Annotated in this window: 14 protein-coding genes; 13 read left to right on the top strand and 1 reads right to left on the bottom strand. The window is 37.1% G+C overall.

The window, feature by feature from the left end; all coding sequences use genetic code 11:
• Positions 1-59: 59 nt before the first annotated feature.
• The gene (locus tag P2Q73_RS01565; protein WP_275783194.1) at positions 60-1,181 is read left to right on the top strand and encodes a DUF4097 family beta strand repeat-containing protein; all 1,122 of its coding nucleotides are present in this window, start codon (positions 60-62) and stop codon (positions 1,179-1,181) included.
• Positions 1,182-1,918: 737 nt separating this feature from the next.
• On the opposite strand, the gene P2Q73_RS01560 is transcribed toward P2Q73_RS01565, so the two are convergent.
• Complete coding sequence (locus P2Q73_RS01560; protein ID WP_275783191.1) at positions 1,919-2,461, bottom strand: N-acetylmuramoyl-L-alanine amidase family protein; 543 nt, start codon at positions 2,459-2,461, stop codon at positions 1,919-1,921.
• A gap of 122 nt (positions 2,462-2,583) precedes the next feature.
• Here P2Q73_RS01560 and hprK point away from each other — a divergent pair, with 122 nt between their 5' ends.
• From hprK to hisIE, 12 genes are all read left to right on the top strand, one after another.
• Entirely contained in the window at positions 2,584-3,519 is a 936-nt protein-coding gene (hprK, locus tag P2Q73_RS01555; RefSeq protein WP_275783188.1) for an HPr(Ser) kinase/phosphatase, read from the top strand.
• A gap of 24 nt (positions 3,520-3,543) precedes the next feature.
• Positions 3,544-4,353 carry a prolipoprotein diacylglyceryl transferase gene (gene lgt, locus P2Q73_RS01550; RefSeq protein ID WP_056832571.1) on the top strand — a complete coding sequence of 270 codons (810 nt, stop codon included), beginning with the start codon at positions 3,544-3,546 and terminating at the stop codon, positions 4,351-4,353.
• 17 nt (positions 4,354-4,370) lie between these two features.
• On the top strand, positions 4,371-5,312 hold the full coding sequence (locus tag P2Q73_RS01545; RefSeq protein ID WP_275783183.1) for a nucleoside recognition domain-containing protein: 942 nt from the start codon (positions 4,371-4,373) through the stop codon (positions 5,310-5,312).
• Complete coding sequence (gene ppaX / locus P2Q73_RS01540; protein ID WP_275783180.1) at positions 5,309-5,962, top strand: pyrophosphatase PpaX; 654 nt, start codon at positions 5,309-5,311, stop codon at positions 5,960-5,962. The genes P2Q73_RS01545 and ppaX overlap by 4 nt, the downstream gene beginning before the upstream one ends.
• Positions 5,959-6,465 (top strand): acyltransferase, encoded by a 507-nt coding sequence (locus tag P2Q73_RS01535; RefSeq protein ID WP_275783178.1) that lies wholly within the window; start codon positions 5,959-5,961, stop codon positions 6,463-6,465. The genes ppaX and P2Q73_RS01535 overlap by 4 nt, the downstream gene beginning before the upstream one ends.
• A 166-nt stretch (positions 6,466-6,631) precedes the next feature.
• The gene (locus P2Q73_RS01530; protein WP_275783176.1) at positions 6,632-7,810 is read left to right on the top strand and encodes an ATP phosphoribosyltransferase regulatory subunit; all 1,179 of its coding nucleotides are present in this window, start codon (positions 6,632-6,634) and stop codon (positions 7,808-7,810) included.
• Positions 7,803-8,432 (top strand): ATP phosphoribosyltransferase, encoded by a 630-nt coding sequence (gene hisG / locus P2Q73_RS01525; RefSeq protein WP_275783173.1) that lies wholly within the window; start codon positions 7,803-7,805, stop codon positions 8,430-8,432. The genes P2Q73_RS01530 and hisG overlap by 8 nt, the downstream gene beginning before the upstream one ends.
• Before the next feature lie 8 nt (positions 8,433-8,440).
• Positions 8,441-9,724, top strand: a complete 1,284-nt coding sequence (gene hisD, locus P2Q73_RS01520; protein WP_275783170.1) for a histidinol dehydrogenase — start codon at positions 8,441-8,443, stop codon at positions 9,722-9,724.
• Complete coding sequence (gene hisB, locus P2Q73_RS01515; protein ID WP_275783167.1) at positions 9,721-10,317, top strand: imidazoleglycerol-phosphate dehydratase HisB; 597 nt, start codon at positions 9,721-9,723, stop codon at positions 10,315-10,317. Before hisD ends, hisB begins: the two co-directional genes overlap by 4 nt.
• A gap of 35 nt (positions 10,318-10,352) precedes the next feature.
• Positions 10,353-11,096 carry a 1-(5-phosphoribosyl)-5-[(5-phosphoribosylamino)methylideneamino]imidazole-4-carboxamide isomerase gene (gene hisA, locus P2Q73_RS01510; RefSeq protein WP_275783165.1) on the top strand — a complete coding sequence of 248 codons (744 nt, stop codon included), beginning with the start codon at positions 10,353-10,355 and terminating at the stop codon, positions 11,094-11,096.
• Positions 11,090-11,845: an imidazole glycerol phosphate synthase subunit HisF gene (gene hisF, locus P2Q73_RS01505; protein WP_275783162.1), complete on the top strand. Its 756-nt coding sequence runs from the start codon at positions 11,090-11,092 to the stop codon at positions 11,843-11,845. Before hisA ends, hisF begins: the two co-directional genes overlap by 7 nt.
• On the top strand, positions 11,842-12,465 hold the full coding sequence (gene hisIE, locus P2Q73_RS01500; protein ID WP_275783160.1) for a bifunctional phosphoribosyl-AMP cyclohydrolase/phosphoribosyl-ATP diphosphatase HisIE: 624 nt from the start codon (positions 11,842-11,844) through the stop codon (positions 12,463-12,465). Before hisF ends, hisIE begins: the two co-directional genes overlap by 4 nt.
• Positions 12,466-12,579 lie beyond the last annotated feature (114 nt).

The raw sequence follows: 12,579 nt of genomic DNA, 5'->3' as shown, positions 1-12,579 counted from the left end.
TTTCCCTGAATCGTATTAGGTAGAGTACAGACTTTTAACTTAAAAGGAGGCCATTCACAATGCAAGAAGAACGTAAACGTATTTTAGATATGGTTGAAAATGGTACTATCACTGCCCAGGAAGCTTTAGGGCTTTTAGAGGTACTTGGCAAACAATCAGCTCCAGAAGTAAAAGCAGAATCTCAACATCAGGGTTATGAACATAGTAGATCGCAGCAAAAACAACAAAATACCGATTTCTTTGAAGATTTAAAGAGAGATTTTAACTTAATGGGAGAACGTTTCATGCAGTTCATGCAAGGAACAGTTGAAAAAATTAAAGATATTGATTTTGAAATGCCTTTCGGTGAACCTGTTGTATTTCAAGAAAAATTAGTGCTTGAACAAGCTCAGTTCGATGATATATCCATTGATATTGCGAATGGTAAAATCGATATTTACCCAACAGAAGAAGAAACTACACATGCGGACGTGACCGTTAAGTCTTATAAGAACTCTTCAGAGGAAGAAGCCAAAAATCGTTTTCAGAACGATTTTCTGTTTAAGACAGAAGGAAATAAATTACGTATATATAGTGATATGAAAACGACTTCTGTTCAAATTTCCTTATTTGTACCTAAAAAAACTTACAATGATATTTCGGCACGTTTATTTAATGGAGAATTTAGTGCGAAGAGTCTTGAAGTAAAAACACTTAAAGTGAAAACGACTAACGGAAAAGTAAATCTTGACGCTATACAGATTGGTAAAGCAGATATTGAAACAGTAAATGGTTCCGTACAAGTTCAAAACATCGAGGGTGAATCAGTAGAGGTCGAAACAATAAATGGCCGTATTTATGTAGACGGAAAATTGAAGGAGCTCGAAGGTTCTTCTGTCAGTGGACATGTTATTTTAACAACGAAGGATAAGGATGCACGTAAAATCGAAGGTTCTGCAGTTGCAGGTACTGTCGAATTATATGTTAGAAAAGATGTGTCTTTAAAAGGAGAAGTTACTTCTCAATTAGGAAAAATAGATGTCCAACTTTTAGATGTGACGCAATTGAACCAATCAGAGCAATTGTTAAATAAGAAAGTTGGTTTTACGAAAATAGTAGACTCCGAAGCAGATCCGCTCAGAGTATATGGAGATGCAAAAACAGGAACAATCCTTGTACGCTATACAGTAGAAGGTGAATAAAAGAAAAAGCTGACAGAAGAATTCATTTCTTCCGTCAGCTTTTTTTTGCTTATAATCTGTCTTGTTTTAGTACCGTGATATAAGTAGACAAAAGGTAGTTGGTTAATTGGTATAGTTTAGTATTTTGATTTTTTGTCCATTTTATTGGTTTGGAGAAGCATCCGCTCAACTCCTACGGGAAAAGCGAGTCAATCGAGACCATGAAGTAGCGTAGCGATGGCACTGAAAAAGTCTATAGAATTTGACGTTACTAGTCGTCCGATAAATAAGAATATAGTTGAAACGGCTCCCTTTCCGCGGGAGTTACCTTAGCCTCCAAGGCCAACACGATGTTGGTCATGCAATCGTTGCCGCAGGAGTGTCGCCTTTTTCAACGATTTTCTATAAATACTAATTGAAAGAACATAAGTGATAAAAACTTGCTCTATTAATGGCATGATGGTTTTCTAATTGAAGTGCGGATAATAGATAATTGGAGTGGAAGGCGGCGACTCCAGCCGGAATAGCAAATGTATTCTGCACCGAAAGCAAAGCGTCAGGTGCATGAGCTGAAGACCCTGGACTGAGCGTAGCGAAATTAATTTTTGCGACGAGCTTGCGCAGGAGCAAGGGAAGCGGCTGAAGCCATGCCGGCGGAACGCGTCCACCTGGAACGGATATGAACGGGTCCAAAATAAGAATCGAATATGTGAACAACTTGTCGTTTACATACTTTTATGAAATCACATTGAGGAACTTTATTTCCAACGAAGAATTGCATAGGCGATTGCTTTTGCGCAAAGTATTCTATATGTCCTAGATTGAAGTAAGGCTGCTTCTATTTTATTTGTCATAAAACCACATTCGATTAATACTGCTGGCATTTTTGTATCGCGTAGTACTGCAAAATCAGCTTGTTTTACTCCACGGTTTTTACCTTTTGTAATAGAACATAAAGCCTCCTGAATAGACTTTGCGAGTAACTTAGATTGTGCGGAAGCTTTTGAATACGTAAATGTTTCAATGCCGCTTGTGTTATTCCATGTAGATCCAAACGCATTAGCATGTATAGAAATAAATGCGTCCACTCCCAGTTTATTGGCAAGTGTTGTCCTTTCATAAAGGGGAATATCTAAATTACCAGGATGACTTACTAAAACAATCACCCCACAATTCTTTAATTCATCCTTTAAGAACCCTACAACTGCATTATTAAATTCGAATTCCTTCATTTTCCCATCTGGTGTGCGTTTTCCGAGTGTTTCTGGCCCATGTCCTGCATCTAGCATGATTTTTAACATTAAAATGTCTCCCTTCTTTTAATAAATAGAAGATGAAAAGATAAATGGATACTATTAAATAGAGTAATCATGCTAAAATAAGAACTATGTGAGAAATAGTAGCGAGAAAGGGGACTCAATATATGCCACATGTGACGACAAAGGACGTAAAAGAAAAGTTTAACCTCACATTAATTAGTGGAGAAGAAGGTATGGGGCGGCATATTGCATTAAGTGATATATCAAGACCTGGAATTGAAATAGCAGGTTATTTTACACATTACCCATCTAATCGCGTTCAACTATTAGGAAAAACAGAAGTTTCCTTTTTTCAGTTATTAGAACCAAATGAAAAAGAAGAGCGTATGAGGAAACTTTGTGCTCCTGATACACCTGCAATCATCGTTTCACATGGTATGGAAGTTCCCGAAGAATTAATAGTAGCTTCCAATAAAAATTCTGTTCCTGTACTAACGACTAGTATGGCGACAACTCGATTTTCGAGTATACTTACTAACTTCTTAGAAAGCATGCTTGCACCAACTACAGCAGTTCACGGCGTATTAGTTGATATATACGGAGTCGGCGTGTTGATCACTGGTAAAAGTGGTGTTGGGAAAAGTGAGACAGCACTTGAGCTTGTGAAGAGAGGGCACCGATTAGTTGCGGATGATTGTGTGGAAATTAGACAAGAAAGTGAAGATACGCTAGTTGGTAGTGCACCAAAATTAATTGAGCATCTTCTAGAAATACGAGGTATAGGCATTATTGATATTATGACTATGTTCGGGGCTAGTGCAATTCGTACATATAAACGTATTACATTAGTAATTGAATTAGATTTATGGGATGCTGAAAAAACGTATGAGCGACTTGGACTTGAAGAAGACAAAATGGAAATATTTGATACAGCTATTACAAAGCTGACCGTACCAGTTCGACCAGGTCGAAACTTGGCAGTAATAATTGAAGTAGCGGCGATGAACCACCGTTTAAAACGAATGGGTGTCAATGCTGCAGAAGATTTTGCGAAACGATTAGATGATGTAATTAGCCAAAATGGAGAAAATGAATATTAATTAAACGATTGAAAGGAGTTTCATATGAATTTATTACAAGCTATTGATCCAGTAGCTTTTTCACTCGGACCGTTGGAAGTAAGATGGTACGGAGTGATTATTGCATTGGGAATTATACTAGCGTTTATAGTAGCACAGCGTGAAATGGTGAAGCGTGGTTTTCATCCAGAGTACTTAACGGATTTATTGATTTGGGCTGTACCTTTAGCAATTGTGGGGGCAAGAATATACTATGTAATATTTAAATGGGATTTTTATAGTCAAAATCCAGAAAAAATCATTCAAATTTGGAATGGTGGTATAGCAATTCATGGCGCTTTAATTGCTTCTTTTTTAACTGCTTATTTTTTTACGAAAAAAAGAGGCACCTCTTTTTGGAAGCTTACAGACGTTGTAGCTCCTAGTTTATTAATAGGTCAAGCAGTTGGACGTTGGGGTAACTTTATGAATCAAGAGGCACATGGAGGAGAAGTAACAAGAACATTTTTAGAAAACTTGATGCTACCTAACTGGATAATAGAGCAAATGTACATAGATGGTAAATATTATCATCCGACATTTTTATATGAATCCGTCTGGAACATTATAGGAGTTATTATATTAATTTCACTTCGCAAAGTAAATTTACGTCGTGGAGAAATATTCTTATTATATATCATCTGGTATTCTGTAGGTCGTTTCTTTATTGAGGGTATGAGAACGGATAGCCTTTATTTAATTGGAGATTTGAGAACTGCTCAAGTCGTTTCACTACTAGGTATTATCATAGCATTAATTTTACTTGTTTATAGAAGAATTACTGTTAAGCCTGTGGTGCATTATTTAGATAAGTAAGGAAAGAAGGAAGAGGATTGGAAACTTTAAAAAGGGGTTTTTTAGCTGGGCTTAAAACTACTTGGACTTTGAGTAAAATAATATTTCCTATCACATTATTTGTAGTCATATTGCAATACACACCTATTTTCCCTTGGATTATCCAGGTTATTTCTCCATTTATGGAGCTTATTGGTTTACGAGGAGAGGCAGCAATCCCTTTAGTTTTGGGAAATGGTCTTAATCTATATGCTGCAATTGGTGGGATTCTTTCATTAGAACTTACTGTAAAAGAAGTATTTATATTAGCCACAATGCTTTCTTTCTCCCACAATATTTTTATCGAAACGGGTGTAGCTCTTCGGGTGGGAGTAAAGCTGTGGATTGTATTAGTTGTTCGATTTGGATTAGCGATTCTCTCTGCTGTCATTATTAATTTGGTATGGCAGGGAGGCGGAGAAATCGCTAAATATGGCATAACAACTGCTACTCAGCAAATACCAGATGGCTGGTTAGAAATAGTGATTTTAGGTATACAAAAAGCGACTTTTGGTGTCTTACAATTGGCGATAATTGTCATACCGTTAATGGTTATTATTCAGTTTTTAAAGGAAAAGGGTTATTTACAAAAATTCTCAGAAGTGATAGGTCCTTTCACAAAAATAATTGGCTTAAAACCAAATGCCTCACTAACTTTAGTTATTGGATTAGTTATGGGATTAGCAATTGGAGCAGGTGTAATGATTCAAGCTGTAAAAGAAGATGGTGTAAGTAAAAAAGATGCAACAATTGCATTTATCTTCTTAGTTGCTTGTCATGCTGTGATTGAGGATACATTAATCTTTATTCCTTTAGGAATTCCGATACTACCATTATTTTTGTTTCGAATTATGACAGCATTTGTCTTGACGATCATTGTTGCATACTTATGGAATAAGGCGGAGCAGACAAAACAAAAGGAAGTGGCAACACCATCATGAGAAGTCCTTATAAAGCCTTACTATTCGATTTTGATGGAACACTACTAAATACAAATGAACTTATCATAGAAACTTTTTTACATGTTTTAGGAGATAAATTTCCTGGGAAATATAATAGAGATAGTGTTTTGCCTTTTTTAGGGCCACCTTTAGCAGAAACTTTTAATACAATTGACCCTAATTTAACGGAAGCACTTGTTGAAGCGTACAGATCATGGAATATACAAATGCATGATCAAATGGCTGTTCCTTTTGATGGAGTTGTAGATACACTATATAAGTTGAAAGAGAAAGGTTACAAATTAGCTGTCGTGTCGACAAAAAGACGAGTTATGATAGATAAAGGCATTAAGCTGATGCAATGTGAAAATCTATTCGACACAATTGTAGGTATAGATGATGTTAAACAGCCAAAACCAGATCCTGAACCAATTGAACTGGCCCTTAAGAGACTAAATGTAAAAAAAGAGGATGCACTGATGATTGGTGACAATTTACATGACATAGTTGGAGGACAGAGGGCTGGAGTTGATACTGCAGCAGTTGCATGGTCCTTAAAAGGAGAAGCCTTTTTAGCTACTTTTCTACCTACCTATATGTTACATCATATAAATGATTTGCTTATAATTGCAAAGGGGCAAACAGTATGAGAAAGACTGAAAGGTATCCTGTGAGTGGAGCAAATTCCTTGTGGCATGTGTACGATACTGTCCCATTTTGGAAAGTTGTTAAAAATTTTATTTTTATCCAAGCAGCTAGGTATTCACCATTTTTAAGTTGGAAAAACTTCTTTTATCGCACTTTTTTAAAGATGAAAGTTGGTAATGAAACATCTTTTGCATTAATGGTTATGGTAGATGTAATGTTTCCGGAGCGAATTAAAGTTGGTGATAACTCTATCATTGGGTATAATACGACGATTTTAGCACATGAATATTTAATAGACGAATATCGTATTGGTGATGTTAATATTGGCAATCGAGTGTTGATTGGTGCCAATTCGACGATTTTGCCTGGTGTGACAATTGGTGATGATGCCATCGTATCGGCTGCGACGCTTGTAAATAGTGATGTGCCAGAAGGTTGCTTTGTTGGAGGAAATCCTATGCGGATTATTTATACAAAAGAAGAAATGTTGGAACGCAATAGATGATATAGAAAAGCTATTCTAATTAGACAGTAAGCTCTAGTTGAATGGCTTTTTTTTATATATAAAAAGGCTCTCGTATGTTGACGAAAGGATAAAAATAAGATAAAATTTAAAATAATTTATCGTATTAGTACTCTAGTGTATTAAAGTGAATTTAGGAGTGAACTACATGAGTAAGATTCAAATGTTTGAGAAACCTTTAGGGATGAGAGATTCATTTCCTGAAGTGAATGAACAAAAAGAATATATACGGTCAACTGCGAGAGATTTTATACGAAACAAAGGATATGACTTTATAAAAACGCCATCAGTGGAGTATTTTGAGACGATAGGAAGAGCATCTGCCATTGATGAATCCTCTCTTTTTAAATTAGTAGACAATCAAGGGGAAATGCTTGTATTACGGCCAGATATGACGACTCCGATTGCGAGAATCGCGGCTGCTAAACTATTAAAGGAAAAAAATCCACTACGATTGGCTTACTATGCTAATGTATTTCGCGCTCAACAAAGAGAAGGTGGTAGACCTGCAGAATTTGAACAATTAGGGCTTGAGTTAATCGGTGATTTTAGTGCATATGGAGATAGCGAAATCATACATACAGCAGTTGAACTTGTGAAAGAACTTGGTGTGGAGAGCTTTCGTATTACTATTGGACACGCAGGATTGTTAACTGCAATTTTAAGGAATAATACTCATACAGACAAACAAGTAGATTCCTTGCGACAACTATTAGTTGAAAAGAATTTTGTAGGCTTTGAACAAAAGTTAGAGGAGCTAGAGTTACAACAAATACAAAAAGTGAATCTTACGAACTTGATTGAGTATACGGTCGAATCTAAAGCATTAGAGGAGTTTCGACAATTTTTAACAAATGATCAACAGTACTTGATGGATCAAGTAGATCAACTTCGAGATTTACTAGAATTACAATTATGCGACACTTCCATTGCATCCTTTGATTTTACACTAGCAAGTCACATGAGTTATTACACGGGTATGCTTTTTGAGATTCATGCTGCAGGAAGTGGCTTTCCTATTGGTAATGGTGGAAGATACGATGCATTATTTAATCTTTTTAATGAAAAAGTTGGTGCTACTGGGTTTGGGATTAGAGTAGATAGACTTTTAGAGGTACTGCCTAGAAATGAGCTTAAAGAAAAGCATACGTTGATCTTATTTCAAGAGGGACTTTATAGAAAAGCTAGTGAACTTGCAGAAGAAAGAAGAAAAAAAGCAGAAAGAGTAACGCTTCAATATATGGCAAGTGTAAATGATATAGATGCCTATAAAAAGACATTTGATGATGTTATTACTGTCTCAGAAGGTGGTTCTTTACGTGAATGATTTAACAATTGCAATGCCAAAAGGACGCATATTTGAAGAAGCATATAAATTATTTGTAGAAGCAGGATTCAATTTACCGAAAGAAATAAATGATTCTAGAAAGTTGATCGTAGAAGCGCCTAAGGAAAATATAAAATTTATATTAGCAAAACCAATGGATGTCCCGGTTTATGTGGAGCATGGGGTTGCAGACATCGGAATTGCTGGAAAAGATGTACTATTAGAACAACAACGAGATGTCCACGAATTGCTTGATTTATATATAAGTAATTGCTATATAGCAACTGCAGGACTTCCTAGCACTCATATGAACGAGATTGCTCCGAGAGTAGCCACGAAATACCCAACAATAGCAACGAACTTTTATAAAGAAAAAGGGGAGCAAGTGGAAATTATTGAGCTTAATGGTTCTATTGAGTTAGCTCCAATGATAGGTTTAGCAGATCGAATTGTGGATATAGTATCTACTGGTCAAACGTTAAAAGAAAATGGGCTCGTAGAATATGAAAAAATTGTCGACATCTCTTCTCGATTAATTGTTAATCCCGTTAGCTATCGAGTAAAACGGGAAAGAATTAAAGAGTTCGTTGCACAATTAAAAAATGAATTAAATAAAAGGTAGGGAATGTTATGCAAATAGCAAAGCTTTCGAATACAATTTCGCTACAACGATCAGTGGAACAGGCGAATGCAGATCATGTAACTACAGTTCGTGAAGTAATTGAACAGGTCCGGAAGAATGGAGACAAAGCTCTATTTAACTATACCGAGAAATGGGACGGGGCAAAGCTTACGAACCTAAGAGTAACTGAAGAAGAGGTTGAGGAAGCGTTTGCTAGTTTTGATTCTCAGTTAATAACAGATTTAGAGGAAGCAGCAGTAAATATTCGTGCCTTCCATTTGCAACAAGTCCGTCAAAATATTGACTTTCCGTTAGAGAAGAAATCTTATATACAATATAAAATTACACCATTAGATGCAGTTGGATTATATGTACCTGGTGGAACTGCTGCTTATCCATCATCTGTTTTAATGAATGCGATACCAGCGATTGTTGCAGGAGTCAAACGAGTGGTAATCGTTTCACCGCCATCAAAAGAAGGGAAGCTTCCTGCTTCTGTACTAGTTGCTGCAAAGATAGCTGGGATAAAGGAAATATATAAGGTCGGTGGAGCTCAAGCAATTGCTGCTCTTGCATATGGAACGGAAAGCATCCAAGCGGTAGATAAAATTACTGGCCCAGGGAACAGTTATGTTGCACTTGCAAAAAGAGAAGTATTCGGAAAAGTAGCGATTGATATGATTGCAGGACCGAGTGAAATAGCGATTATTGCCGATGAGACAGCTTTTGCAGATGAAGTAGCTTCTGATTTGTTAGCACAAGCGGAGCATGACCGATTTGCCAGTGCGGTTTTAGTTACAACTAGTGAAAAACTTGCAAGAGAAGTGGCGGATGAAGTAGAAATACAGTTAAAACAATTACCTCGAGAAGAAATTGCAAGAGCGTCTATCGAAAATTTTGGTCGTATATATATTGCAGAATCATTGGCTCAGGCGGTAGATGCTGTTAACGAGCTTGCTCCGGAGCATTTAGAAATAATGACGCAACATCCAGAAGCTATAAGTGACCAAATTAAGCATGCTGGTGCAATATTTGTTGGAAGATTTAGTAGTGAGCCCGTTGGTGATTATTTTGTCGGAACGAACCATGTACTTCCTACTAATAGTACTGCGAGATTCTCTAGTGGGCTATGCGTAGATGATTTTATTAAGAAAACAAGCGTTGTATATTATTCAGAGGAAATGTGGCAGGAGCAATACCCTAAAATTGCTCGTTTAGCAAGACTGGAGCAATTGGAAGGTCATGCACGATCGGTAGAATCAAGAAGTTGGAAAAAGGGGGATTCAAATTGACGAATAATAGAATTGCTAAAATTGAGCGAATGACGAATGAAACAAAAGTTTTTGTTGAAATAGATTTAGATGGAGAAGGAAAAGCAGTAATTGATACTGGTGTTCCTTTTATGGATCATATGCTTGATTTGTTTACAAAACACGGGCTATTCAATACAACTATAAAAGCGATTGGCGATACACATATTGATGATCACCATACGACAGAGGATATTGGAATTGTACTGGGCCAGGCGGTAAAAGAAGCATTAGGTGATAAAAAAAGTATTAAACGATACGGAAATGCTTTTGTTCCAATGGATGATGCTTTGGCACAAGTAGTAATTGATATCTCCAACCGTCCGCATTTAGAATTCCGTGCACAATTCCCAACACAAAAAGTCGGAAATTTTGATACAGAGCTTGTGCATGAGTTCTTATGGAAGTTTGCATTGGAAGCACGTATGAATGTCCATGTCATTGTCCACTATGGTGCAAATACTCATCATATAATTGAAGCAATCTTTAAAGCACTAGCTCGTGCCATTGACGACGCAATCACAAAGGATGAGCGTGTAAAAGGCGTTCCTTCCACAAAAGGATTACTTACATAAGAATAGCGCAAGGCGCCTAAAAAGGAGATATGAGCATGACATCCATTCAAGTGTACCCAGCGATTGATATGAAAGGCGGAAAATGTGTCCGCTTATATCAAGGGGATTATGAGCAAGAAACTATATATGGAGATTCTCCATTCGATATGGCTAAAAATTTTGCAGACGAAGGAGCAAGCTGGATTCATCTGGTAGATTTAGATGGTGCGAAGGATGGCGAAAAGATACATGCTAATGAAGTCATTCGGATTGCAAAAGAACTCCCTGTGAGTGTTCAAATTGGCGGAGGGATTCGATCGAAAGAGGATGTTCAATTTTATTTAGAAAAAGGGGTTAACCGTGTCATTATTGGTAGTCTAGCGATTGCACAACCTGAACTAGTAGCGGAATTACTGGAAGAATTCGGTGGAGACAGAATTGTAATAGGCTTAGATGCAAAAGATGGAATGGTAGCAACACACGGATGGCTAGAAACCTCTTCTAAATCTGCTGTGGAAGTAGGACAGTATTTTGCTTCTAAAGGGGCTAAACATGTGATTTTCACTGATATTGCAACAGATGGAACACTTCTAGGACCAAATTTAGCTGCAAACAAAGAGCTTGCACAGGCAACAGGTCTTTCAGTAATTGTTTCGGGAGGTATAAGTTCGCTTAAAGATCTTGGAGAAGTCGCAATGCTTGCAAAAGATACAACCGTGAGCGGGGTCATTACAGGTAAAGCGTTATACAATAATCGCTTTACTCTAACGGAAGCATTGCAGGAGGTTACAAAGTGGTAAAGAAAATTATTCCTTGTCTAGATGTGAAAGATGGACGAGTTGTCAAAGGCATTCAATTTGTTCAATTAAGAGATGCAGGAGATCCTGTAGAGCTAGCAGCTTTTTATGATAAGGAAGGGGCAGATGAGCTAGTATTTCTAGATATTTCTGCTTCTGTTGAAGGACGCGAAACAATGATTGATGTCGTGAAAAAAACGGCTTCTCAAATTTCTATTCCCTTAATTGTTGGAGGGGGAATAAGAACGGTAGAAAATATGAAGCAATTAGTAGAGGCTGGAGCAAGTAAAATTTCCATTAACTCTGCCGCAATTAGCAATCCATCTGTAATTACAGAGGGGGCAAAAACATTTGGTTCCAATAAAATCATTGTAGCGATCGATGTAAAATGGTCTGATGCCGATCAAGAGTGGTTTGTATACACTCACGGGGGTCAACAGAAAACAGATTGGAACGCAGTAGACTGGGCCAAAGAAGTAGAACAACGTGGAGCAGGAGAAATTTTACTTACGAGTATGGATCGTGATGGAGAAAAGGATGGATATGATATTGCCATCACAAAGCTTGTGAAGGATGCTGTATCGATTCCTGTCATTGCTAGCGGTGGAGCTGGGAATGTGGAACATATATTAGCAGCGTTTAAAGAAGCAAATGCTGATGCTGCACTAGCAGCTTCCATCTTTCATTTTAAAGAAACTAGTGTACGAGAAGTAAAAAACTACGTTCGTGAAAGAGGAGTAGATGTAAAATGACAAACTTAACATTTGATGAAAAGGGTCTTATTCCAGTTATTGTTCAACATGCTATTACAAGAGAAGTTTTAACCCTTGCTTATATGAATGAAGAGGCATATTCAAAAACAGTGGAAACAAAGGAAACTTGGTTCTTTAGTAGAAGTAGACAAGAATTATGGCATAAAGGGGAAACTTCCGGTAATACGCAACAAGTTGTTTCTATTCGTTCGGATTGCGATTCAGATGCTTTAGTAGTAGAAGTGTTGCCTAATGGTCCTGCTTGTCATACTGGAGAAAATACTTGCTTCCATAATACTTTAGAAAAACCGGACGATACGGTTGGATACAATGTCATTACATCCTTAATTGATATCATTGCGGAAAGAGAACAAACGATGCCAGAGGGTGCATACACTACTTATTTATTTGAAAAAGGCGTAGATAAAATTTGTAAAAAGGTTGGAGAAGAATCTTCGGAAGTCATCATTGCGTCCAAAAACAATGATGCAGAGGAATTAAAGTGGGAAGCTGCAGATCTTCTTTATCACTTACTTGTTTTATTACAAAATCAAAAAGTGAGCTTCTACGATTTACTACAAGTGCTACAAAAGAGACATGAGAGTAAGAAACAAAAGTAACCAGATGTTTACAAACGCTCACATTCTTCGTTACGTTCACATACATGTTAGCTCATTTAACTAAACATTCCATTCGCTTCTAGTGCAGGTTCTGGTTCACACGAGGTAAATCAT

Source organism: Bacillus sp. Cr_A10 (assembly GCF_029222665.1).
Classification (GTDB): Bacteria; Bacillota; Bacilli; order Bacillales_A; family Planococcaceae; genus Psychrobacillus.
Note: the sequence above shows the minus strand (reverse complement) of the source record. Positions and strands in the feature narration are given on the sequence as shown.